Here is a 22525-nt window from a genome sequence, read left to right as displayed (position 1 = left end):
GGCGGCTGCGCGCCGAGGCGCGGTCGCTGGAGGCGATGACGCGCGACGGCGATGAGGAGCTGCGCGCGATGGCGGCCGACGAGCTGCATGCCAACCGCGTCGCGCTGGAAACGGCGGAGCGGCACCTGGCACTCGCGCTGCTGCCGCGCGACGCCGCCGACGAACGCCCCGCGATGCTGGAAATCCGCGCCGGTACCGGCGGCGACGAGGCCGCGCTGTTCGCCGGCGACCTGTTCCGCATGTACCAGCGTTACGCCGACGCCCGCGCCTGGCGGGTCGAGCTGATCTCCGCCAGCGCGTCCGAGGCCGGCGGCTACAAGGAAATCGTCGCATCGGTCACCGGCCAGGGCGTGTTCGCCCGGCTGAAGTTCGAAAGCGGCGTTCACCGCGTCCAGCGCGTGCCGGTCACCGAAAGCGGCGGGCGCATCCACACCAGTGCCGCGACCGTCGCGGTGCTGCCCGAGGCGGAGGATGTCGACGTCCAGATCGACGACAAGGACCTGCGCATCGACGTCTACCGGTCGTCGGGGCCGGGCGGGCAGTCGGTCAACACGACCGATTCGGCGGTGCGCATCACCCATCTGCCGACCGGGCTGGTCGTGATCCAGCAGGACGAGAAGTCGCAGCACAAGAACAAGGCAAAGGCGCTCAAGGTCCTGCGCACCCGCCTGTACGAGGCGGAGCGCGAGCGGCTGGCGAGCGCGCGGGCGGGGGCGCGCAAGTCGATGGTCGGATCGGGCGACCGGTCGGAACGCATCCGCACCTATAATTTCCCCCAGGGCCGCGTGACCGATCACCGTATCAACCTGACGCTGCACCGCCTGCCCGAAATCCTGCAGGGCGAGATGGACGAGCTGCTCGACGCGCTGATCGCCGAGGACGAGGCCGAGCGGCTGGCGCAGCTCGACGCGGCGTGATCCGCGCGGCGCTGAACGCGGCGACGGCGCGGCTGGCATCGGTCAGCGACACGCCCCGGCTCGATGCCGAACTGCTGATGGCCCACGCGCTGGGCTGCGCGCGGCAGGATGTGCTGCTGCGCCATCTCGACGCGCCCGAACCCGCGGGCTTTGCCGGGTTGGTCGAGCGTCGACTGGCGCACGAGCCGGTCGCCTATCTGACCGGATCGCGCGATTTCTGGACGATCACGCTGGCCGTCGGGCCGGGCGTGCTGATCCCGCGCCCGGACAGCGAAACGCTGATCGATGCGGCGGTGGCGCATTTCGGCGCTGTGCCACCCGCACGCGTCCTCGATCTGGGCACCGGACCCGGGACGCTGCTGCTCGCCGCACTTGCCCAATGGCCCGATGCGGTCGGATTCGGTCGCGACACGTCGGACGTCGCATTGGACTATGCGCGCCGTAACGCGGCGATGCTGGGGATGTCTGGCCGCGCCCGCTTCGGCTGGGGCGACTGGGCGGAGGGCATTGACGACCGGTTCGACCTCGTGCTCGCCAACCCGCCCTATATCGGGGTGGACGAGCCGCTGCCCGATCAGGTCCGCGCGCACGAGCCGCCCGAGGCGCTGTTCGCCGGACCGGACGGGCTCGATGCCTATCGGCGGATCGTCCCCGAACTGCCGCGCCTGATCGCGCCCGGCGGGATGGCCGCGCTCGAGATCGGACATCGCCAGGCGGACGCGGTGACCGCGATGGTGCGCGCGACGGGACTGGCGGCCGCGCTGCGCCACGACCTGGCCGGGCGACCGCGCGCGGTGATCGTGCGTTGAAACGGTTGCGGCCAATACCATATTTCACTTGGCGATCGGTGCGCGCCCGGCTAGAGCAGGGGCGGGGCTAACGAGTTTCGACCACGCCGGCTGTCGGCGGTTGAACGAAATGATCGCCGCTCCACCCCACGTCATGACAGTCGCTGCAGTCCGGCGGCCATGGCTAGCGGATCGCGTCGGCTCGCCGCCGCGTCTCGTGACGAACCACGCAATCCTGGATCGAGTGGATCAGCGAACAGGCTTTAGGACAGGACCAGATTATCTTGATGAACAATCGTCAGGCCGGCCGCCGTCGCGGTCGTGGCGGGCAACGCTCGCAGGGTGGCGGGAACCCCAATCGTCCCGATAACGGCAACCGCATCGACAATCGTGCCCGGGGCAACGCCGCGCAGTTGCTGGAAAAATACAAGAATCTGGCGCGCGATGCACAGATGCAGGGCGACCGGGTCAACGCCGAATATTATCTCCAGTTCGCCGATCACTATTTCCGCGTGCTCAACGAATCGCGCTCGCGCTTCGAGGAAAATCGTCGTGGCCGCGAGGAGCGCGACGACAATTCGTCCTTCGACGATGAGGATGACGACATCGAATTCGACGGCGACGGCCAGGACGAGGAGCGCGAATCGTCGCGGCAGCCCGCGCGCGCGCAACGCGCCGAACGCCAGCCGCGTGAGGAGCGCCAGCCGCGCGAGGACCGTCCGGTGCGCGAGGATCGCCCCGCCCGCTTCAACGGCAATGGCGCAGGTCACGGCGTCGATGAGGGCGCACGGACCGAAGCTCCCGCCGCCGGTGATGCCGAAGCGCCACGCCGCGGCCGTCGCCCCCGCCGCGAAATGCCGGCGGTCGAGATGAGCGATGCGGCACCGGCGGGGATCGAAGCCGACCGGCTGCCGCCCTCGCTCGGCGCGGAGCCCGTCGATGCGCGCGCCGACGATGCGGACGAGGCCAAGCCGCGTCGCCGCCGCCGCACGCGCACTGCGGAGGAAGACGCGGTCGCCTGAACCCTGGTCCCGCGTGGATTCAATCGCGTGACGGCCGGTGCCCCTTGGGCATCGGCCGTCGTCGTTCCAGCCGCGCGCCAGTCATGTTGCCGCAATGATTTCCGTGGCATGTGGCAATCCGACCCGCCATCCTGGCGGCGGGCGCAAAAGGAGGATGGCGATGCGGCAGCGGGTTTCGACGGTGATCTGGACGGTTGCCGGATGCATCGCCGCGGCGGGCGCGGCGGCCGCGCAGCAGCTTCCCGGCAATGGCGCACCGATCGACAAGGGCGCGCAGGGTGACGTTGCGGTCACCATCTACAACAATGATCTCGCGCTGATTCAGGACCGGCGACAGCTCAACCTGCCGCGCGGCGTCTCTGCCCAGGAGTTCGCCGATGTCTCCGCCGCGATCCGCCCGGAAACCGTGACCTTCGCCGCCGACGGCGTCAGCATCGTCGAACAGAATTTCGATTACGACCTGCTCAGCCCGCAGCGCCTGCTGCAAAAGGCGGTCGGGCAGGACGTGACGCTGGTGCGCACCAATCCCGCGACGGGCGCGGAAACCAGCGAAACCGCGCGCGTGCTCGCCAATAATGGCGGCATCGTCGTTCAGATCGGCCGCCGGATCGAAGTGCTGAATCCCGGCCAGCAGCGCATCGTCTTCCCCGCGCTGCCCGCCGGCCTGCGTGCGCGCCCGACCCTGTCGGTGACGCTCGACGCCGACAGCGCGGGCACGCGGCCCGGCACGCTGACCTATCTCTCGCGCGGTTTTGGCTGGAAGGCCGATTATGTCGCACTGTTCGATGAACAGGCGGGCAAGATCGACGTCCAGGGCTGGGTGACGCTGACCAACAACAGCGGCACCAGCTTTGTCGATGCCAGGACACTGCTCGTCGCCGGCGCGGTCGGCGAGGCGCAACCGGTGCGGCGCTATTCGCGCCCGCCATCCCCGCCGCCGCCGCCGCCCGGCAACCGGCCGGGCACCGAAACCGCTGATCGCGAGCGGCTGGGCGACTTCTACGTCTATCCGATCGCCGGGCGCACGACGATCGCGCAGGCGCAGCAGAAACAGGTCAGCTTCCTCGACGTCGCCGGCGCGCCCGCGGCCAAGGCCTATTATTTCCGCAACGACTGGCTGGGCAGCAGCGACGACGCGCGCAGCGTCGACACGGTGCTGCGCTTTTCGACCTCGCGCCAGGGGGGACTGGGCGATGCGCTGCCCGCCGGCACGGTCCGCGTCTATATGCGCGACCAGCGCGGCGCGCCGCAGTTCATCGGCGAGAACGGCATCGGCCACACCCCGATGGGATCGGCGCTGGCGCTCAAGACCGGCGAGGCGTTCGACGTGAAGGTCAAGCCCACGGTCGAGACGCGCGAGCGGATCGGGCGCGACCGCTGGCGCACAACGATGCGCTACACGCTGACCAATGCGCGCGCGCAGGCGTCGGTGGTCGAGCTCGAACAGGCGGGGCTCGACAGCTATTGGGACGACAGCCGCATCCTGAGCGAAAGCCAGAAGAGCGAACGCGTCGATGCCGACCGCGTGCGCTGGCGCGTCGAGGTGCCCGCCAATGGCGAGGCGAGCGTGACCGCGACCTTCGACACGCGCTTCTGACCGGCCGGCGGTGATGCTGCGTATCCTGGCGATGGCGGCGCTGGTCGCCACCGTGCTGCCCGCGGCGGCGCAGCAGGTGATGACCTCGCCCGCGCCGGATGGCGTGCAGGTGACCGTCTATCGTGCGCCCGACCGTGGCGCTGACCAGCCGATCGACGCAAACTGGCTGGCCGGTTACGCGCTGATCACCGAACGCCGCACGATCGACCTGCCCGCCGGGCGCGCAGTGGTGCGTTTCGAAGGGGTGGCGGGCGGCATGTTCGCCGAAAGCGCGATCCTGACCGGGTTGCCTGGCGGGGTGCGCGAAAAGAATCTCGATGCCGACCTGTTGTCGCCGCGCAGCCTCTATGCCCGCGCGCTCGGCCGGCCGGTGACGATCCGGCGCACGCATCTGAAATCGGGCCGGGTGGTCGAGGAGCCGGCGATCATCCGGTCGGGGCCCGACGGCGCGGCGATCGTCCAGACGCGCGATGGCTTTTTCGCCGCGGACTGCGGGCCGACCGACGACGACATCGTCTATGACGGCGTGCCGCCGGGCCTGTCCGCGCGCCCGACACTGTCGGTGGAACTCGACTCGCCCGTGGCACAGCGCGTGACGATCGGCCTGTCCTATCTCGCCTGGGGGTTCGACTGGCAGGCGGATTATGTCGCGACCCTCGCCCCCGATGGCCGCAGCCTCGACCTCACCGCCTGGGTGACGCTGGCGAGCGGCGATCCGACCAGCTTCGTCGCCGCCGAGACCGGCGTGGTCGCGGGTCGGGTGAACCGCGAGGATCGTCGCCCCTATCGCGAAGCCGCCGCGCCCCTGCAGATCACCTGCGGCGTGGCGCCGCCGCCCCCGCCTCCACCGCCGTCGCCGCCTCTGCCGCTGCCAGTCGCGGCGCCGCCGATCGCCGATTATGCACAGGAAATCGTCGTCACGGCCAACCGGGTGAGCCGCAAGGTGGTTCAGGAGGAGCTGGGCGACCTCAAATTCTATCGGGTGCCCTTCGCCACGACCGTCGCCGCCAACGCGCAGAAGCAGGTCGCGCTGCTGGAAAAGTCGGCGGTGCCGGTCGAACGCTATGTCGCGATCGACGTGTTCGGCGGTGGCGCATCCGCACCGATGACGATGCTGCGCGTGCAGAATCGCACCGACCGGGGACTTGGCGTCGCGCTGCCCGCGGGCCAGGTCGCGGTGTTCGCGACCGACGGCACGCGCCGGCTGCTGCTGGGGGAGGGCAGCGTGGAGGACAAGGCGGTGGGCGAACCCGTCGAGATCGGCGTCGCCCCGGCGACGCAGGTGACACAGGAGGTCGAGGCGGTGAGGTCGGACGGCGACTGGACCGACCATCGCCTGACCCTGCGCAATGCGACGCCCGATCCGGTCCGGGTCGAAGCCCGTTTTCGGATTGGGGACAGCAATCTGTCCCGGACGTCGGCCCGGCTCGGGCGCAAGGATGGCGATGCCATCTGGATCGTCGAGGTACCCGGCAACGCGACTCGCGCGCTCAGCTATCGCGTCACCGCACGCTGACCATCAGACCGCACGTCGGCATTCGGGGGCACGCTTACCCCATTTCCCCGTCACCCCGGGCTTGACCCGGGGCCCCGCTGCTTCTCGCGTCAGAGCAGGCAGGGAGACCCCGGATCAAGTCCGGGGTGACGCGGAATGCGAGACGAGCAATGATGCGTCGCTTGTTGGATCAACTTCCCAGCATCGCCAGCCGCGCGGGCAGCTCGGCCAGGATCGCGCGCCGCGCCGCCGGGTCGGACCGTACCCAGCCCGCGATCTCGGTCAGCGTGCGGCCACAGCCGGCGCACCATCCGGTCGCGTCGTCGATGCGGCAGACGTTGATACAGGGACTTGCGATGAAATCCCGGGAGTCCGGCTGGGGGACCATGCCGACGTTCAGCGCGCGAGCGTCACGTCCAGGAACGCCGGCACCGGGCCGTTCCAGCCTTCGTCGGGTCCGTCGACCCGATTGGCCTCGCGGCGGATGTCGCGACGTGGCGACTTGTCGGCGGCGCGTTCGGCCTCGGGCGCGCTGAACGGTGCCGGGCGACGGGACGGCGCGGGCGGTGCCGGCGCGGCCACCACCGCTTCGGATGCGGTTTCGCGCGGCTCGACCGCCTTGTCCTTGCCCCGTCCCTTGCCGCCGCGCGTCCGGCGCTTGGCCGGCTTGTCTTCGGCATCTTCGACCGCGGGCGCTGGCGCATCGCCGGTATCGCGCCCGGTCAGCGCGCTGAACTTGACGCGCTCGATCTGCTGGCCGGTCAGCTTCTCTATATTGGCGATGTTCTCGGCATCGTCGCTGGTGACGAAAGTATAGGCGGTGCCGGTCGCGCCCGCGCGGCCGGTGCGGCCGATGCGATGGACATAATCGTCGGGATGCCACGGCGCGTCATAGTTGAAGACGTGACTCACGCCCTTGATGTCGAGCCCACGCGCGGCGACGTCGGAGGCGACCAGGATGTTGACGTCACCTTTCTTGAACCGGTCGAGCTCGGCGAGCCGTGCCGACTGGTCCATGTCGCCGTGGATTTCCGCCGATCGGAACCCCTGGCGCTGCAACGCCTTGTTGAGCTCGCGCACCATCGTCTTGCGGTTGCAGAAGATGATCGCGGTGCGGACGTCCTCCTCGCGGAGCAGGTGGCGCAGCACGTCCTTCTTCTGGTCGGCCTTCACCGGCACGACGCGCTGGGCGATGTTGAGGTTGGTCGATGCCGGGCGCGACACCTCGATCGTCTTGGGGTTGTCGAGGAATTTGTCGGCCAGCTTCTTGATCGGCGGCGGCATCGTCGCGGAAAACAGCAGCGTCTGGCGCTGCTTGGGCAGCTTGGTGCAGATTTCCTCGATATCGGGGATGAACCCCATGTCGAGCATCCGGTCGGCCTCGTCGATCACCAGCAGCGAACATCCGGTCAGCAGGATGTTGCCGCGCCCGAACAGGTCCATCAGCCGCCCCGGCGTGGCGATCAGCACGTCGACGCCCTTTTCCAGCGCCTTGACCTGATCGCCCATCGACACGCCGCCGATCAGCAGCGCCATCGAAAGCTTGTGATACTTGCCGTACTTCTCGAAATTCTCGGCGACCTGCGCGGCAAGTTCGCGCGTCGGCTCGAGGATCAGCGAGCGCGGCATCCGCGCGCGGCTGCGGCCATGCGCGAGGATGTCGATCATCGGCAGCACGAAGCTGGCGGTCTTGCCGGTGCCGGTCTGGGCGATGCCGATCAGGTCGCGCATCATCAGCACGGACGGGATCGCGCTCGCCTGAATCGGGGTCGGCTCGCTATAGCCGGATTCGGTTACAGCCCGCAGCAGTTCGTCGGAGAGGCCGAGATCGGCAAAGGTCATGGAGTTTCCGGGGAACGGGCGTCCGGTATTGGGCCTGCGTTCAGCCCCCGGCGCTCGCGGATTTGGCCGCATTTGTCAAGCGCGCGGCCTCCGACGAACCCGGTCGGCGGGCGCAGTTTCAGCGTCCCGGCACCAGCGCGCGCAGCGCGGTGATGCGACACTGGCCGCCCGAACGCGACCGGATCGTGTCGCGCTGGGCACAGATCTGTCCGTCGCTCGTGCCCTTCAGATAGACGCCCGAGTAGAAATCGAGCGCCGGGCATTCGCTTTCCAGCCGCGCGCGCAGCCGGCTGCCGCCGGTCAGCAACAGGTCGATGCTGCCGCTCTGTGAAATCGTTGCCGCCGCCAGCCGCGCGAGCGGCACGCATTTGGCCGACCGCTGCTCGACCCAGTTCATCGGCGGCAGCGCGGTCGATCCCGCCATTGCCGCCGGCGTCACCGGTGCGCGGGGCACGCGAATGATGATCCGCTGCTGCACGCGCATCGTGCGCGTCACCACCCGACCGGTGTCGTTACGGGGCGGATCGGCAGGGGGCGCGACCTGCGCGGGCACCGGGCTGGGACAGGCGGCGGCGGCGAGCAGCGTCAGATATGTCAAAGGCCGTGCCATCTTCACCCTATTGTGGTTGGCGAATTTAACCCGCGATGAACTGGCCGCAAGCGACGTTGCATGATAGCGCCGTCCCGCAATGGACGCGACCCTGCCCGATACGGCGGCGACGCCGGCCCAGCGCGCGCTGATCGCCGACGTGCGGGCCATGCTCGGCGCACGCGCGGTGACCACCGATCCCGGCGAGATCGCGCCGTGGACGACCGACTGGCGCGGCCGCTGGCACGGGCGCGCCGCGGCGCTGCTCAGTCCCGCCGACACGAACGAGGTCGCGGCGATCGTCCGGCTGGCTGCGCACCACCGGGTCGCGCTGGTGCCCCAGGGCGGCAATACGTCGATGGTCGGGGGGGCAACGCCGCCGTCCGACGGATCGGCCCTGATCGTGTCGCTGCGCCGGATGGACCGGATCCGCCAGATCTCCGGCGAGGCGGGGCTGGCGGTCGCGGAGGCCGGCGTCGTCCTGGCGACGCTGCACGACGCCGCCGGCGGGGTCGGTCGCCGCTTTCCGTTGACGCTGGGCGCGCGGGGCAGCGCGACGATCGGCGGGCTCGTCTCGACCAATGCCGGCGGCACCCAGGTGCTGCGCCACGGCACGATGCGCCAGCTGGTGGCGGGGGTGGAGGCCGTGCTGCCCGACGGCCAGGTGCATGACGGCCTCGCCGCGCTCAGAAAGGACAATCGCGGCTACGACCTCAACCAGTTGCTGATCGGTGCGGAGGGAACGCTGGGCATCGTGACCGCCGCCACGCTCCGCCTGGTGCCGGCGATCGGCGCGCGCGCGGTCGCCTGGGCGGGACTGGCATCGCCGGCTGCCGCGCTGCAACTGCTGCGCCGGATCGAGCGCGCGGGCGACGCGGTCGAGAGCTTCGAGATCATTCCCGGCGACTCGCTCGACCGGGTGCTCGCGCATCTGCCCGGCGCGCGCGCGCCGCTGGCGGGTCGCCACCCCTGGCACGTGCTGATCGAGGCGGTCGCCCCCGTCGGCGCGTCGCCCGACGGCCCGGCCGCGCTGCTCGAACCAATGCTCGCCGCCGCGATCGCCGAGGGCATGGTGGACGACGCCGTCATCGCGGCGAGCGAGGCGCAGGCGGACGCGTTCTGGCGGCTGCGCGATTCGCTGTCCGACGCCGAACGCCGCGCCGGCCCGGCCGTCCAGCACGACATCGCGGTCGCGGTCGATGCGATGCCCGGTTTCATGATCGACGCCGCGCGCGCGGCGGAGGCGCGCTTTCCCGGCACGCATGCGACCGCCTTTGGTCATCTGGGCGACGGCAATGTCCATTTCCACGTCCGCGCCCCGGCCGGCGTCGATGCCACCGCCTGGTATCGCGACGACGCGCCGGTCATCACCGCCTTCGTCCATGATCTGGTGACGGCGGCGGGCGGCACGATTTCCGCCGAGCACGGCATCGGCCAGATGAAGCGCGACGAACTCGCCCGGCTGGCCCCGCCCGGGCGCATCGCGGCGCTGACCGCGATCAAGCGGGCGCTCGACCCGCTCGGCCTGTTCAATCCGGGCAAGCTCGTCGCGCTTGCGCCCGGCGATGCGACGCCATAGACGCGCTGCAAATTTCCCCAAATCAGGAGACGATGATGGCCAGCGCGCCGCAGCAGCAGCTTCCCTTGTTCTACAACCAGCTCGAACCGCTTTCGAGCCAGTCGCACGCCGATTACCGCGTGCGCGCGGCGCGGCTGGCGCCGTTCCTGGTCAATGCGCACGCGGTGCCGGTCACGGTCGAGGAATTCCCGATGGTCCAGCGCCGGATGCCGATCGTGTTCTCGATCGGTGACGACGGCGTTCCGCTCGGCCTGATGGGCCTCAACGAGGGGGTCAACGTCTTTTTCGACGAGACCGGCAAGCTGCTCGACGACGGGCTGTACATCCCGGCCTATATCCGCCGTTATCCCTATCTCCTCGCCCGGCTGCGCCCCGACAGCGACGAATTGTCGCTGTGCTTCGATCCGACGTCGGACACGATCGGATCGTTCGACGACGGCGAGCCGCTGTTCGTCGATGGCGAGCCGAGCGAGCTGACCAAGGGCATCCTGCAGTTCAACGAGCAGTTCGAACAGGCCGGCCAGCGCACCGCGCTGTTCATGAAGGAGCTGCGCGACCTCAAGCTGCTGATCGACGGCGAAATCTCGATCCAGCCGGACGGCGCACCCCAGCCGTTCATCTATCGCGGCTTCCAGATGGTCGACGAAAAGAAGCTGGCCGAGCTGCGCGGCGACCAGCTGCGCAAGATCGTCCAGAACGGGATGCTGCCGCTCATCCATGCCCATCTGTTCTCGATGGGGCTGATGCGCGACCTGTTCGAGCGCCAGGCGCGGCAGGGCAAAGTGCCCGGAATTACCGTAAACGCCTGAGCCGGAATGTGATTTGCGGGAAGGCGCAGCCCGGCGGGTTGTTGCCTTCTTGCGATTTTCGACAGCCCGCCGCTTGAAAGCGCGGGACGTCTTCCTTATGTAGATCAGGCACGGCGCGCCCGCGTTCCCCCCTTTCGCGGGCCCGTGCGGCACATCCTCGGATGTGTCTCCTCCCTGAACCTTGGCCACCTCGTGCTTCGTGCACGAGGTGGTTTTTTATGTGCGTCGCGCCCGCTACTCGGCGGCGGCGGGCAGGACGGTGATCGCGTCGCCGATCGCGTCGATCAGCCGGCGGACCAGCCGCGCGCTGGCCGCGACACCCTCGGGGTCGGGGCGGTCGAGCGCGGGATCGAGATACAGCCGCCGGTCGAGCTCGATCTGGATCGCGTGGATGCCGCGTGCGGGATCGCCGTGCCGGTCCAGGATGTGCCCGCCGGCATAGGGCGCGTTGAGCGCCGCGCGCATGCCATGGCCGGCCGCCGCACCCTCCACCTGCGCGACGATGCGCGCGCCCGCGGACGTGCCGAACCGGTCGCCGATGACCAGCCGGGTCAGGTGATGCGGGGGCGCGAGCGGCGGCATGGAATGGAGGTCGATCAGCACCGCGACGCCGAACCGCGCCCGCGCCGTGGCCAGCAGCCGCGTCAGCATCGCGTGATAGGGCCGATGGTCGCGCGCGATCCGGTCGCGGACATCGTCGGCCTCGATCGGCCATTTCCAGATGTCGCCGACCGGGCTCACCCGGCGCGGGATCAGCCCCAGCCCGCTCTTCGCCTTGGCGGACAGCATTGCGAGCGCGCTCGCGCCGCCGGCCTCGACGCGGGGATCACGGTCGCGCTCGGCACGGTTCAGGTCGATCCACGCGCGCGGCCTGCGCTGGATCAGCATCGTTTCCGTACCGCGCGCGGCGCGCGCGACGGCGTCGACATGCCGGTCCTCCAGCGCGCGGATGGCGTCGACGGGCACGCGCAGCGCCGCGGTCAGCGCCGGGGGGTAATCGCGCCCGGCATGGGGCACCGACACGATGACCGGGGTCGCCGGCTCCGCCGGACCGATGATATCGAACGAGGGAATCGCCGCTGGACTGGCCACTGGTCCGGAATAGGGACTGGTCCGTCGACCGACAATCGGGCGCGTCTGGAAAATCTTTACCGGTTGCCGCATAGACGGTGCGGTCGCGGAGGTTGACGATGATCCGAATCTTGCTGGCGGAAGACGATACCGCCATGCGCGAATATCTGACGCGGGCGCTCGAACGCTCGGGCTATGCGGTGACCGCGGTCGACCGCGGCACCGCCGCGCTGCCGCTGATCGAAAGCGAGCCGTTCGACCTGCTGCTCACCGACATCGTCATGCCCGAAATGGACGGGATCGAACTCGCCCAGCGCGCGTCGGAAATCGTGCCGGCGATGCGCGTCATGTTCATCACCGGCTTTGCCGCGGTAACGCTGCGCGCGAGCCAGACGCTGCCGCAGGCGCGCGTCCTGTCCAAGCCGTTCCACCTGCGCGACCTGGTGATGGAGGTCGACCGGATGTTCGAACGCGAGAGCATTCCGTCGCGCAACTAGGGGCTGTTTCAGCCAGGCTGAGCCAGGCGCTTTACCGGCACCGATTTCGCAAAGCTGAAAACGAGTCTGGCGCACGACCGCGGCGTGGCGGCGCCGTCGCACCGAATCGCGCCAAGCGTCTTGCCAGCGCGCACGCGGCCCGTTATGGGCCTCACTCCCCGGCGGGCGTGTAGCTCAGTGGTAGAGCACTGTGTTGACATCGCAGGGGTCGCAAGTTCAATCCTTGCCACGCCCACCATCGAAAACCCCGCTTTCTCGGCAAGAGACGGCGGGGTTTTTGATATCCGGCGCTGATGTGCGTGATTTCCGGGGCGGCCGGGCGGCCGGGCGTCAGGGCGCGGCACGGCCGGTCGCGTCGGCGCTGTCCGCGATCTGGTCGAGCACCCAGCCCTGAGCGACATAATCCCCCCGCATCGGCCCTTCCCAGCCGATGTTCATCCAATAAGCGCCGCTCCGCACCGTCGCCGCGGTGCCGGCATCCGCGCCGAGCCGGCTGAGCCGGTAGAGCCGGTCCGGTACGAGGCCAGCAGCGCGCACGTTCGCCAGCGGCTCCAGCCTGGAACTGCGATGGAGATAGGCGAGCACGACCATCTGTTTGCCGTCCGCGCTGCGATAGGCGACGGCGGACCGCGTGCTTTCGGGGGCGGGGCGCTCCAGGCGGAACAGGTCGCCGTGCTGGATGGTGACGCGCACGCCCTTATAGGCGGCGACCCACTTCGCCGCCTCGGCCGCTTCGGCTTCCGTCCATTTGCGCAGGTCGACGCCGATGCCGAGCGCGCCCTGCATCGCGGACAGGAACCGGAACGCCAGGCTGGTGCGGCGGTCGTTGGCCCAGTGCGGACTTTCGGTCACCCAGGCGGTCATGATCTGGGGGGCATAGGCCTGGGTAAAGCCGTCCTGGATGAACAGGCGGTCGAACGGGTCGGTATTGTCTGACGGCCACACCCCGTCGGCAAAGCGCAGGATGCCCAGGTCGACCCGCCCGCCGCCGCCCGCACAGCTTTCGATCTCGAGCTTGGGGTGCCGCCGCTTCAGCTCGGCCAGGATCCAGTAGAGGCCGTGAACATAGTCGACATACAGCCGCTGCTGGTCTTCGGGCGGGGCGCCGATCCAGCCCGGCTCGGACCAGTGGCGATTATGGTCCCATTTGAGGAACGCGATGTCGTGCCGACTGACCAGCGCGTCGATCGCATCGAGCAGGTGCTGGCGCACATCCGCGCGCGCCAGGTTGAGGATCAGCTGGTTGCGCGATTCGGTGCGCGGCCGTCCGGGCATGGCGATGACCCAGTCGGGATGCGCGCGATACAGGTCGCTGTCGGGGTTGACCATTTCAGGTTCGACCCACAGGCCGAAATCCATCCCCAGCGCCCGGACCCGCGCGATCAGCGGGTCGAGGCCGGCCGGAAACTTGGCCGGGTTGACGACCCAGTCGCCCAGCCCCGCCTTGTCGCTGTTGCGCGCGCCGAACCAGCCATCGTCCATCACGAACCGCTCGACGCCCAGCCGGGCGGCGCGCTCGGCGAGCGCAACCTGCTGGTCGGCGGACACTGCGAACTGGGTGGCTTCCCAGCTGTTGTAGAGGACCGGGCGGGGCCGCGCGTCCGGCCCGCCGGGCAGGACATGGCGGCGCTGGAACCGGTGCAGCAGCCGCGAGGCGCCGCCCATGCCGTCCGCCGAATAGCCGCCATGAAAGTCGGGCGAGGCCAGGGTCTCGCCGGGCTGGAGCCGGTACCCGAAATCGAACGGGTTGAATCCGCCGACGACGCGCACATCGCCCATCGCGTTGCGGTCCACGCTGATGCGCCACGACCCGCTCCACGCCAGCGCGCCGAACCATACGGGCCCGCCGCTCTCGCTCGCCGACCCCGCGCGGTCGATCGCGAACCAGGGATTGGCCTGGTTGCTCGTCACCCCCCGGCGGCTTTCCAGCACGGTCGTGCCGCCGCTCACCGCGCGCAGCTGACGCTGCCATTCGGCACCCCAGCGGCCCGACAGCGAATGGAGCCGGTAATCGTCGCCCTGCGGCAGCGTCCAGGCGGCGGCGGCGAACTGGTCGACACGCAGCGGCGTCCGCCCCGCGTTGCGCAGGCTGGCGGATCGGGTCACGATGCCCGTGTCCTCATCGATCCGGTAGGACAGGCTGACACTGACCGGGCGATCGATGTCGCGCAGTTCGACGATCAGCCGGCCGCCCTCCACCCGGTGCGCGTGATAGCGCAGGACCAGATCGCGCACCCCGTCGGGCCAGGCGATCTTCACCGCCGGTTCGGTGTACAGACGCCCGCCCCAGGCGGGAAACTCGAGCGGCGCGATCGAGCTGACCGGATCGAGCCCGGACAGGTTGGTCAGCGCCCGGGGCGCGAGCCGGTCGTCGCGGCGCAGCGCCGGTCCCCAATAGATGTGCTGGACCGCGCCATCGCCCGTCACCCCGAAGGCATAGGTGACCCCGCCGCCATCGAGGCGAAAGCTGCGCCCGTCATCGCCGACGCTGATCCGGGCCGACGCCGTCGCCGGCCAAAAAGCCGATGCAAATGCCGCGACCAGCAGTACCGCCACATGGCCGCCAATCCGGCGCGCAACCCCTTGCACCCGCTCCCCCCAAATGCGTCGGACCATGCGTCGAACTACCCCCTGGCTGCCATGTTCAGAACGGCACGCCAGCATCGGGGACATTGTCTTCCTGGGTCAATGTCGCGCCGGGCGGGCGCACCTCAAAGCCGGCGCGCCCGTTGCTGATCGTGACCGACGCCGGGTCGATGGCGAGCACGCGGAAACCCGCGCCGATCGGATCGCCGCGCCCGGCGTCGCGCGTCGTGCCGCCGTTCAGGCGATAGCGGATGCGGCCGGGGTCGCCGGCCTGCGTGATGGCGACAAGCTCGAAGGCCAGGCGTTCGTCGCCCGGCAGCACGACGCGCGCATCGACGGCCAGCGGCGGCTCGGTCAGCGGCAGGGAAGGGGGCTCGACCGCGGCCGGCGGCTGCACCACGGCGTCCGGCACGACCCGCGGCGGGGGTGGCGGCACGGCCGGGCCGGTAATCACCCGGCCCGGCGCGTCGTCGCCCCAGTCGTTTCCTGTCCAGACCGCAGCGCCGACCAGCCCGGAGAAGACGACGCCGGCCAGGATCCAGCGCCACCGCGGTTGGCCGCGTCGTGGGCGACCGGCCATGGCGTCGTGGTGTCGGCTCAGGGGGTCTGCGGCCGGTCAGCCGCGGGCAGCGTGTTGTTCCGGCCCCAGTCGGCCACGCCCGGACCGAACAGCGGCCAAGGCTTGCTCCCCAGATAAGCCGGCTTGCCCGGCGCATAGAGCGATGCCGGGAAGGTGCCGTTGGGATCGATTTCGACATCGGGCGTCACGACGGTTTCGCCTAGCCGGTTGGCGCCAACCTTCTTCACGATATTGGCACCGTTGTACGGACCCTGCGATCCGGTGGAGGTGTAATCGATCTTGGTGTCGATCTGGTCGTTGCCGACAATGGTGATCCCGAAATGCGTGAAGTTGCCGGAGGATGCCGGCCCCTGGAGCGCGATGCCGTTTGCACCGTTGATCCCGGGCCGGCGCAGCTGGTTGCGGTACATGGTGTTGTAGAGGCCCTGCGTCTCCAGCATCCCGGTGTCCGACCGCCCGTCAAAGATCAGCACCGCGCCCTGGTTGCCCTCATACAGGTTGTTGTGCGCGGTATAGCCATGCATGTCGAGGTCGCCCGAGGTGCCGAAATAGCCCGGCTCCGCGCTGTTATATGCCACGACGCAGAAATTGGTGCCGATGTGCAGGATGATGTGGTGGCGCAGGTTCCACAGCTTGTTGTTCGACACCTCGCAGATCGACACGGCGCCGACGTTGATGCCATAGGCCTTGCCCCCGTCCCCATAGCCGGCGACCGGATCCACCGAATTGTGAACGTCGTTGTCGGTGACGAGCGCGTTGTAGACGGAGCCAAGCGAAATCCCGCCGGACACAAGGTTCTTGACCTCCGTGCCCCGGACATGCGCGTTCCAGGCGTAGCGGATGAACAGATTATGAGTTCCCGCGGCGGCATTGCGGGTCCGCGTGATCGTGAAATTCTCGAACGCCACATTCTGGATCATATTCACTTTGACGAAACGCGGCTGGCCGGGAACGGTCGCGGTGCCGTTGTAATTGAGCCCAAGCCGGCTGGCGAAGGTGACGCGGCGCGTCGCCGGGTCGATCGCGGTAACGCGCAGGAACTGTTGCCAGTTGTGGCCGCTAAAGCCGTTCGACCGCGAATTGTCATAGACGCGCAGGATGTCGTTCACCGCGATGCCCGACACGTCGGCGGCGATCATATAGTCGTCGCCGCGCATCGGCACGTTGGTGATGGTACCGATTTCGGTCGAAAAGCCGCCGCCCAACAGCGTGAACTGGGCATTGGCACTGCTGGGCGCGGAGATGACGAAGGTCGTCAGCCCCTTGCCCGCACCGCGGATGACGATGTTCGACCGGCTGATCGTCACCGACTTTTTCAGCTCATACTGGCCGGCGGGGAAATAGATCACCATCGGGTTGGGGCTGGAGGCGGCAATGGCCATGATCCGGTCGGCGACGTCGCTGCCGTCGTTGGGGACGATGACATTCGCCGCACCGACCAGCGATGCGTTGGTGACGTCACGCACTGTCCAATAGGTGCTGCTGAAGGTCGAACGCGGGTTCCAGCCGCCAAAGGTGGGCAGATAGTCGGTCGGCACCTCGCCATAGCTGATCTGGGCGTTCGCGCCGCCGGACCAGCTCATGCCCAGTCCGGCCAGCAACAGGCACAGCATTGCCGCGATCCGTTTCATCATCCTCGCCTCCTGTCGGCGGCGGAATGCCGCTCTATTTGAACGGATCGTTATGACAGTTCCGATTTGAGATCAATCTCAGAAGTTCATTCCGGGCATCGCATCACAAACTAAAGGCAAATCCCAGAAAGTAGCGGCGATCGTCGAGGATCGTCGTGACCCGCCGTGCCGCGATGCCGTCGTAACGGATTTCAGGCCGTTTCAGCAGGTTCTGGGCATCGAAGGTCAGCCGGAGGCCGCGGCGCAGGTCGAGCTGGAACGATCCATCGAGCTGGTTCTGGTCATCGATATAGCGGCTGCCGCCGGCGGCCATCGACTGGACGTTGAGGAGGTAGCCGCTGCGCTGGGTATAGGCGAGGCGCGCGGTGACCGGGCCCTTTTCATAATAGCCGATCAGGCTGAAGCTGTGCTTGGACAAGAGCGGCAGCGGCAGGGTGCGCTGGGTCAGCGGGTCGACGATCGGCGTCCGGCTGCTGGCATAGGTATAATTGGCCTGCACGCCCAGCCCGTCGAACGGCGCGGGCAGAAAGCTCAGCTGGTGCTGATAGTTGAACTCGACGCCGCGTACCCGCCCGTCCGAGCCGTTCTGGGGCCGGGTGATCAGGAACGTGTTGCCGGTGCCGTTGGCGTTGATGAACCCGTCGATCGTCTCGACCGTCGAAACCAGCGAGGTGAAGGACTTGACGCTCTTGGTAAAGGCGGTGACCGCGAGCAGGTTGGCGCGCCCGAAATACCATTCGAGCGACACGTCCGCCTGGTCGGCCTGATACGGGTTGAGCAGCGGATTGCCCCCCGTCCCGGTCAGGTTGACGATGTTGATGTTGACCCCGGGCGCCAGGTCGCTGAGCGGCGGCGTGGCGAGCACGCGCGCGCCCGCGACGCGGAGCAGGAGGTTATCGCGCAACTCGAAGATCAGCGTCGCGCTCGGCAGGAACTCGTCATAGCTGCGGTCGTACCGGATCGGCAGGAAGCCGCCCTGGTTGGCGGTGAAGCCCAGCGCCTCGCGGTTGGTGCTGATCCAGCGGACGCCTGCATTGCCGCGAATGTCGATGCCGAACAGCGTGCCGTCCAGGTCGACGCGGCCATACAGGGCATGGGTGCGCTGCTGGACATTGTTGCTCTGGCCCACCGAACGCTGCGGCGTATAGCCGAACCCGGCGCGCAGCGCCGCCAGGTCGACCGACCCGCCCAGGAAGTTGTTCGGGAACAGCCCGCTCAGCCCCTCGAGCAGGTTGGTGTCGCCGAGCCCGGTGTAGCGAAGTCCGGGAATCTCGTTGGCGGTGACGATGCCGTCGCGATTGGTGTCGGCGATGGCGACCGCGCCGGCGAGCGTCAGCGGCGCATCAAATCGCTCGGTGTTGAAGCCGCGATCCTCATAGCGATAGCCGACCGCCACCGCCTTGAGCAGCCCTGCGCCGATATCGCGCACCAGGTCCACGCGCGCCGCCTTGGCATCGTTGTCGATGGTGTTGAAGCCGTCGACCAGGCCCGACAGCTGGTAGTTGGTCGGATCGTTGACGTCGAAATTGCCGGTCAGCGCATAGGAAGGCACGTCGGTCGGCGACAGCAGGTCATAGGTCACGTCGACGGTCCGCCCGGCGCGCGGGACGACGATCGGCGTCGCGCTGTTGCCGGTGACCGGCGACGTGCCCGAGCTCAGCGAAACGTCCGCCGAGATGCGCCAGTTGTCGGGCGTCCAGGTGACGTTGCCGCCCAGTACGTAGAGTTCGGAGCGGTCCTGTTCGTAATAGATCAGCGGCCGCTGGGTGATGCCGGCGAACCGGCCGGAAGTGACCGTGTTGCCCGTCCCCACGCGGGCACCGACGTCGTTATCGTTCAGCAGCGTCTGGAACCGCTGCGCGCCAGCGAACGCGTCGAACTGGTTGTACGTGCCCTCGATGTTCACCTCGAGCGTTTCGACGGGGCGATACTGCACCGCGCCGCCGATCGTCAGGCGATCGGCACGGCGCGGCAGGCGGATCATCGCGAACCGGGCCGGGCGGTACAGCCCGGGATCGTTGACGCCGTCGCCATTGCCGTCGACGCCGCCGGTCAGCACATAGTTGGACAGCTCCTGCGTCTGCTGCTCGTTGTAGATCTTCTGGAACGCGACGTTGAACAGCACGCCGACCCGGTCGTCGAACAGCCGGGTCGACGCCAGCGCCGACCCGCGAAAGCCGTATTTCTCGGCGATGTCGGCATATTGCCCCTGGGCGCGCAGCGCGAAGGTGCCGGCGGGCAGGTCGAGCGGCCTTTTAGTGCGCAAATTGACGGTGCCGCCCAGGCCACCCTCGATCTGGTCGGCGGTCGGCGATTTGAACACGTCGATCGCGGCGATGATGTCGGGGCTCAGCACGTCGAGCGCGGCCGAGCTGTCCGGCGTCGGCCCGACAAAGGGCCGGTCGTTGACGAGGACGGTGTTGAGCGAGATGCCGCGAATGGTGAAATTCTGGCCCTCGCCGTTGCGGCGGGTGATCTGCACGCCGGGAATGCGGCTCAGCGTTTCGACGACATTCTGGTCGGGCAGCTTGCCGATATCCTGGGCGGAAATCGAATCGACGATCGCGACGGCATTGCGTTTGGTCTCGATCGCCTCGGCGATCGAGCGGCGCAGCCCGACCACGACGATCTCGTCCTGCGTTTCCGGCTGGGCCGCCGGCTCGGCCGGGGGCGCATCCTGCGCCAGCGCGGGCATCTGCCACAGCGCCGAGCTCGCCATCAGGCCCATGGCAACACGAACCGAACCTCTCATCATCAACCCTCTCCCCGACGATTATGCTTATAACCTATCTGATATGTTAAAGCCTGTCGTCGGTCAATGCTTGCCCTGTCGGATTCTTATCTCATATGTGAGATGGGCGACCGATGACGTGGGCGAGGCCAAAAATGCTTGAAATGGAACGGATCAATCCGGACAAAGCGCTTCTGTCCGACATTGTCGCCCAGCGCCTGACCCAGCAGATCATCGCGGGCGCGATGATGCCGGGCGACACCCTGCCTTCGGAAGGCGACATCTGTCGCGCGATGGGGGTCAGCAAGCCCGTGGTTCGCGAAGCGGTGCGCAAGCTCGCGGCGCTCGGCATCGTCGAGATCCGCCAGGGCAAGGCCAGCACGATCGGCGAGCTGGCACCCGAACCCGTGCGTCAGATGCTGCGCTTTGCGATGCACATTAATCCCGACGGGCTGAACGAGGCGGTCGACCTGCGCCGCGCGATCGAAACCCATGCCGCGGTGCGCGCAGCGGAGTACATCACCGATGAGGAGATCGACCGGCTCAAGCAGGTGCTGGCGCAGATGGAGGGTGCGCTGGCCGACCATGACCGGTGGGTGGCGCTCGACCTCGAATTTCATCAGCTGATCGCGCGCGCGTCGCACAATTCGCTGATCGCGTTCATGATCAACGCGCTGTCGGATTCGATGCGCGAGGTGATCTCGACGCTGCATGCCCAGATCAAGGTGCGCGACGACCGGACGATCGAACGTCACCGCGCCGTCGCAACCGCGATCGCCGCGCGCGACCCGGCGGCGGCCGAAGCGGCGATGCGCGATCATTTCGCCGCCACCCGCCCCGTGATCGAGGCGATCATGGCGGAACGATCGGGGCGCTAGAGGCGTCCGTATTTCTGGTATACCGCCTCGGTATCCGGATTTTCCGCGAATTCGGTCCGCGCCGAATTCTCCAGTCCCGCCAGACGTTCGGCAGCTTCCAGCACTGCGACCGTCAGGGCCTTCGGGATCGCAAGGACGCCGTCCTGATCGGCGAACATGAAATCGCCCGGATGCACGGTCACCGTCGCGCTCATCGCCCCGCGCAGCGTGATCGGCACCTGCCATCGATAATAGGACCACCGCTTCTTCGCCTCGACCGGCGAACGATAGCGCGCGAAGACGGGGAACCCCATTTCGCGGAGCAGGCGGACATCGCGGACGCCGCCGTCGACGATCGCGCCCACCGCGCCGTGCTTCACGCCAAGCGTCGCGTTCATCTCGCCATAATGGGCGACCCGGACGTCGAAGCCGCAGTCGCGCACGTCGACGCACGGGTAACGCATCTCGCTGAACAGCCGGATGCGGCGCTGGCTCAGCTCTTCGTCGCCCATCGGGTCGGACACGCCCTGGATGGTGAAGGCGGGGCCGACGACCACCGATCCGGGCTCGATCGGCACCAGGTCGGTCGCTAGCACCTGGTTGGGATACCCCATTTCGTCGAGCACATCATAGATCGCGCCACCGTAAAGCCGGGTATAGCGGACACGCAGGTCCTCGACCGCCGCTACATCCATCGATTGCCCGTCATCCCGCACGCCTGTCATTTTCACTCCCCTCGCGCATATTACCAATCACATATCGGATATGTTATTGGTATTCAAGCCGGAGCAGGCGGTGAAGGATGCAGGATGCCGAGCGGATGGGCTCAGCGTGCGCGACCGACCGTCGACCAGCGCCGAATGACGGCTTCCGCGGGTTTGCCCTGCACGGTGAAACCCGTGTCGCCGCCGGGTTGGGCGTAATGCGGGCGCTGCTGCTGCTCGTCCCATTTCCACAGCTGGCAACCCGCCCACCACGGCTCGTTCCAGAAGGTGCGGAACATGCCCTCCAGATAATTGGCCTGGACCATGCCGTCATAGGGGGCGGCGTTGCGATACTGGCCCGTCGACTTCATCCCGCCCTTGACCGACCGGATGCCGGCCTCCGACCAGAACAGCGGCTTGCCGATCGCGGTCGCGATTTCGCGATACTGCGCCCGCAGCGGGGACAGGACGCGGACCACGTCGTCCGGCGTCGGCGATTCGGGCTCGGGCAGGTCGGGGTAGAAGCTCAGGCCGACATAATCGACCTCGCGCATCCATGCCTGCACCGCCGGATCCTTCATCGAATCCTGATGCGCCGCGACGCACAGCGGCCCGCGATAGACGTCGCGCACCTTGGCCACGGTCTGCCGCCACAGGTCGGTCTGCGGATAGGTGCCGACCAGCTCGGCACCGACCGCGAACGCCTCGACATCCAGCATCGTCGCCATGCGCGCATAGTAGAGCATCGCCTCGTTCATGCTGGCGAACCAGGTCGGCCAGTAGTTGTTGGTCCGCCCCAGGATCTGCTGGTCGTCGAGGGGCGGGAAATTGATCCGCCCGCGCCAGCTGCTGTCCTGGATGTCGAGCAGCGGCTTGAGCAGCACCTTGATCCCGCGCTTGTGGAAACGGTCGATCACCGCGGCGAGCTCAAGGTCGTCGGCGGTGTAGGTGAAATCGCGGTACATCCGCAGGCTGCCGATCGTGTCCTGCATCAGCATGACGATCAGCGATACCCACTTGACCCCGATATCGGCCATCGCATCGACATCGGCCGCGCCCTTGGCGCGGAAATAGCCCTGCTTGGCGAGATAGCCATAGTTCATGCCGTGAAAGAACAGCCCATGGTCATCGCCGGGGGCGGCGCGCGCCGTCCCGGCGATGATCCCCGGAACGACCGGCAAGGCCACTGCACCCGTCAAAATGTCTCGCCGGTTCATTTCCGCTTACTCC

At 68.1% G+C, this 22525-nt stretch carries 19 protein-coding genes and 1 tRNA gene; 10 read left to right on the top strand and 10 right to left on the bottom strand.

The genetic code is table 11. The annotated features are described in order from the left end of the window. From prfA to AX676_RS04575, 5 genes are all read left to right on the top strand, one after another. Positions 1 to 917 (top strand): peptide chain release factor 1 (gene prfA / locus AX676_RS04595; RefSeq protein WP_066544133.1); only part of this gene is annotated, 917 nt, incomplete at its 5' end. Continuing rightward, a complete protein-coding gene (gene prmC / locus AX676_RS04590; protein ID WP_066477335.1) occupies positions 917 to 1726 on the top strand; it encodes a peptide chain release factor N(5)-glutamine methyltransferase in 810 nt (269 codons plus the stop codon). The genes prfA and prmC, both read left to right, overlap by 1 nt. A 266-nt stretch (positions 1727 to 1992) precedes the next feature. Next, the gene (locus AX676_RS04585; protein WP_331709242.1) at positions 1993 to 2727 is read left to right on the top strand and encodes a DUF4167 domain-containing protein; all 735 of its coding nucleotides are present in this window, start codon (positions 1993 to 1995) and stop codon (positions 2725 to 2727) included. Positions 2728 to 2887: 160 nt separating this feature from the next. Beyond that, positions 2888 to 4324: a DUF4139 domain-containing protein gene (locus tag AX676_RS04580; protein WP_066477336.1), complete on the top strand. Its 1437-nt coding sequence runs from the start codon at positions 2888 to 2890 to the stop codon at positions 4322 to 4324. A 13-nt stretch (positions 4325 to 4337) separates the two neighbouring features. After that, positions 4338 to 5840: a DUF4139 domain-containing protein gene (locus AX676_RS04575; protein ID WP_066477132.1), complete on the top strand. Its 1503-nt coding sequence runs from the start codon at positions 4338 to 4340 to the stop codon at positions 5838 to 5840. A 169-nt stretch (positions 5841 to 6009) separates the two neighbouring features. On the opposite strand, the gene AX676_RS04570 is transcribed toward AX676_RS04575, so the two are convergent. The 3 genes from AX676_RS04570 to AX676_RS04560 form a co-directional block, all read right to left on the bottom strand. Next, a complete protein-coding gene (locus tag AX676_RS04570) occupies positions 6010 to 6207 on the bottom strand; it encodes a DUF1289 domain-containing protein (protein WP_066477138.1) in 198 nt (65 codons plus the stop codon). 8 nt (positions 6208 to 6215) lie between these two features. Then, positions 6216 to 7661, bottom strand: a complete 1446-nt coding sequence (locus tag AX676_RS04565; RefSeq protein WP_066477140.1) for a DEAD/DEAH box helicase — start codon at positions 7659 to 7661, stop codon at positions 6216 to 6218. Between the two features lie 118 nt (positions 7662 to 7779). Further along, positions 7780 to 8271, bottom strand: coding sequence for a hypothetical protein (locus AX676_RS04560; protein WP_066477141.1), 492 nt, complete (start codon positions 8269 to 8271; stop codon positions 7780 to 7782). Between the two features lie 79 nt (positions 8272 to 8350). On the opposite strand from AX676_RS04560, the gene AX676_RS04555 reads away from it, so the two are divergent. Both AX676_RS04555 and AX676_RS04550 read left to right on the top strand, forming a co-directional pair. After that, complete coding sequence (locus tag AX676_RS04555; RefSeq protein ID WP_066477144.1) at positions 8351 to 9829, top strand: FAD-binding oxidoreductase; 1479 nt, start codon at positions 8351 to 8353, stop codon at positions 9827 to 9829. 35 nt (positions 9830 to 9864) lie between these two features. After that, positions 9865 to 10638 (top strand): SapC family protein, encoded by a 774-nt coding sequence (locus tag AX676_RS04550; RefSeq protein ID WP_066477337.1) that lies wholly within the window; start codon positions 9865 to 9867, stop codon positions 10636 to 10638. Positions 10639 to 10872: 234 nt separating this feature from the next. Here AX676_RS04550 and AX676_RS04545 read toward each other — a convergent pair whose 3' ends face one another. Further along, entirely contained in the window at positions 10873 to 11730 is an 858-nt protein-coding gene (locus tag AX676_RS04545; RefSeq protein WP_066477146.1) for an N-formylglutamate amidohydrolase, read from the bottom strand. Between the two features lie 98 nt (positions 11731 to 11828). Between AX676_RS04545 and cpdR the strand changes: the two genes are divergently transcribed. Further along, positions 11829 to 12206 (top strand): cell cycle two-component system response regulator CpdR, encoded by a 378-nt coding sequence (cpdR, locus tag AX676_RS04540; RefSeq protein WP_066477148.1) that lies wholly within the window; start codon positions 11829 to 11831, stop codon positions 12204 to 12206. A 163-nt stretch (positions 12207 to 12369) separates the two neighbouring features. Further along, positions 12370 to 12444, top strand: a tRNA-Val gene (locus AX676_RS04535). Positions 12445 to 12536: 92 nt separating this feature from the next. Here AX676_RS04535 and AX676_RS04530 read toward each other — a convergent pair. The 4 genes from AX676_RS04530 to AX676_RS04515 form a co-directional block, all read right to left on the bottom strand. After that, positions 12537 to 14762 (bottom strand): alpha-galactosidase, encoded by a 2226-nt coding sequence (locus tag AX676_RS04530; protein WP_231726061.1) that lies wholly within the window; start codon positions 14760 to 14762, stop codon positions 12537 to 12539. Positions 14763 to 14850: 88 nt separating this feature from the next. Next, positions 14851 to 15372, bottom strand: coding sequence for a hypothetical protein (locus AX676_RS04525; RefSeq protein ID WP_066544129.1), 522 nt, complete (start codon positions 15370 to 15372; stop codon positions 14851 to 14853). 17 nt (positions 15373 to 15389) lie between these two features. Continuing rightward, positions 15390 to 17006 carry a hypothetical protein gene (locus AX676_RS04520; RefSeq protein ID WP_066477156.1) on the bottom strand — a complete coding sequence of 539 codons (1617 nt, stop codon included), beginning with the start codon at positions 17004 to 17006 and terminating at the stop codon, positions 15390 to 15392. Between the two features lie 100 nt (positions 17007 to 17106). After that, the gene (locus AX676_RS04515; protein WP_082730946.1) at positions 17107 to 19758 is read right to left on the bottom strand and encodes a TonB-dependent receptor; all 2652 of its coding nucleotides are present in this window, start codon (positions 19756 to 19758) and stop codon (positions 17107 to 17109) included. A gap of 140 nt (positions 19759 to 19898) precedes the next feature. Here AX676_RS04515 and AX676_RS04510 point away from each other — a divergent pair, with 140 nt between their 5' ends. Next, complete coding sequence (locus tag AX676_RS04510; protein ID WP_066477162.1) at positions 19899 to 20612, top strand: FadR/GntR family transcriptional regulator; 714 nt, start codon at positions 19899 to 19901, stop codon at positions 20610 to 20612. Here the strand turns inward: AX676_RS04510 and AX676_RS04505 are convergent. Beyond that, positions 20609 to 21316, bottom strand: coding sequence for an RraA family protein (locus tag AX676_RS04505; RefSeq protein WP_066477164.1), 708 nt, complete (start codon positions 21314 to 21316; stop codon positions 20609 to 20611). The genes AX676_RS04510 and AX676_RS04505 overlap by 4 nt on opposite strands. A 101-nt stretch (positions 21317 to 21417) precedes the next feature. Beyond that, a complete protein-coding gene (locus AX676_RS04500) occupies positions 21418 to 22512 on the bottom strand; it encodes a glycoside hydrolase family 113 (protein ID WP_156437639.1) in 1095 nt (364 codons plus the stop codon). Positions 22513 to 22525: the final 13 nt, after the last annotated feature.

This window comes from Sphingomonas sp. CCH21-G11, from assembly GCF_001555965.1.
Lineage (GTDB): Bacteria > Pseudomonadota > Alphaproteobacteria > Sphingomonadales > Sphingomonadaceae > Sphingomonas.
The sequence above is the reverse complement of the archived record's forward strand: the minus strand, read 5'-3'. Positions and strand labels throughout refer to the sequence as shown.